Raw genomic sequence first — 1,686 nt, forward strand, 5'->3', positions numbered from 1 at the left:
TTTAGGATAATAAGCGGGAATCCTCGGCAATTCAATTACCGAGCCTGCAAATAAAAAGTCAATAGCAAATTGATGATTTCAGGCAAAAATTTTTGCAAGATTTTGAACATTAAAATAAGACCACCGATATTCGCTGGTCTAAAATAAAGGTATTGACGAGATATTTATTCTGGGAGTGAAGACAGATATTCTTTCACTCGACCATAGTAGATGCGAAGAAACTTATTCGCACCGGCTGTCATGTAGACGTAATAAGGCTTTCCTTGTGCTCGTTTCTTATCCATAAACAAGTAGACAGGATCATCCTGTGGCTTTGTTTTGATGAGAACATCCATGACTTGAAACAGAGTCTTACGAAGAGTACTGGAACCGCGCTTGGAAGCAGGAACGCTTTTCTGCTCATATGAACCGGATTCATTTACACCGGGATCAACGCCTGCAAAGGCTGTAATGGCTCCTTTGTGGGTAAATCGGGAGACATCACCAATCTCTGCCATAAGCTGTGGACCAAGCGATTTACCTACACCTTTCATAGCCATGACAACAGGGTATTCCGGCAGTTTAGAAGCAGCCTCATTCATCATGGTACGAAGCTGTTCCACAGTCTGTGAAGCCGTATTTAATTGTTCTACAGCCTGTTTGATGATTAACTTTGTCAGATCGTCTTTTGGAAGTATAGAAACAAGCTCCTTAGATGCTTCATAGATTTCAACAGCTTTTGAACGGCTGAAGTTGTACTTCCTGCGTTTACACCACTTTTGATAGTGGTCGATAAAGGCGTTTAGAGAGAGTTTACGAACACAATCCACATGCCAGTAGGTGGCTGAAAAGTCAACCCATTTTTGACTTCCATCCTCACGGGCAGGGCTGTCAAAATAAGTGTTAGCTCCCGGATAAGTTTGGTCAAGGATGCTGATTAGATTATTTTTCATAGCGGTTTTGTGTTTCATGTAAAAATCAAACTGGCGGTTCATGGTTTTCAGTTGATTACGAATTTCATCCATGAGACTATACTGTCTGAGTTCCGTCCAACTGTCAAGAGTATAGCGTGCAATTTTTACTGCATCCGCTTTATCGGACTTTACTTTGCGGAGAGAGTTGTCTCCAAAATCTTTGATGAGTTTGGGATTTATGGCAGATACAAAAAGGTCAGCTTTCGAAAGTTCACGGACAAGAGGTTCGTAATAACGACCGGTGTGTTCCATGACAATACGAGATTCGCCATCAATGGATTGGATCTGCTCAATGAGAGAGCGAATCCCACTGACTGTGTGTTTGACTTCAAATGGTTTTGAAATGATCTCACCATAAGAACGAAGGATAGCAACCATGCTTTTTCCTTTGGAAACATCAATACCTACTGCATTCATATTCATAAATTTGTCACTCCTTAAAATCAGATTATGCAATGGATAAAGACCAGTTTTACTCATTGCCTATTCCATCTACTGTGGTGTGACACGAACGTACCGAAGGCAGTTCAACCTGCATAAAACGAACGCTGCAAATGAGGAGCTGGTTATCAGTCTCGGCAACGGACGCGAAGTCCAAGATGAATAAGACGATATACCGATTGCTCCATACATTTTAACAGCTTAAGCAACAAGATGGATAATTCCTTACTGGCTGTAAGGGATATTAACCATAAATATATTGTAGTAGATGAAAGCGCAAACTGTGCATATC

General features: G+C 41.0%; 1 protein-coding gene. It reads right to left on the bottom strand.

Annotated features, from left to right (window positions below; genetic code table 11):
* Positions 1–164: 164 nt before the first annotated feature.
* Complete coding sequence (locus G4417_RS16415) at positions 165–1,370, bottom strand: IS110 family transposase (protein WP_172678354.1); 1,206 nt, start codon at positions 1,368–1,370, stop codon at positions 165–167.
* Positions 1,371–1,686: the final 316 nt, after the last annotated feature.

It is taken from the genome of Blautia wexlerae, from assembly GCF_013300825.1.
Lineage (GTDB): Bacteria > Bacillota > Clostridia > Lachnospirales > Lachnospiraceae > Blautia_A > Blautia_A wexlerae_B.

Bases quoted from the DNA above. Each gene is read 5' to 3' on its own strand.
- G4417_RS16415 (WP_172678354.1), bottom strand. From the start codon at position 1,370: ATGAATGCAGTAGGTATTGATGTTTCCAAAGGAAAAAGCATGGTTGCT.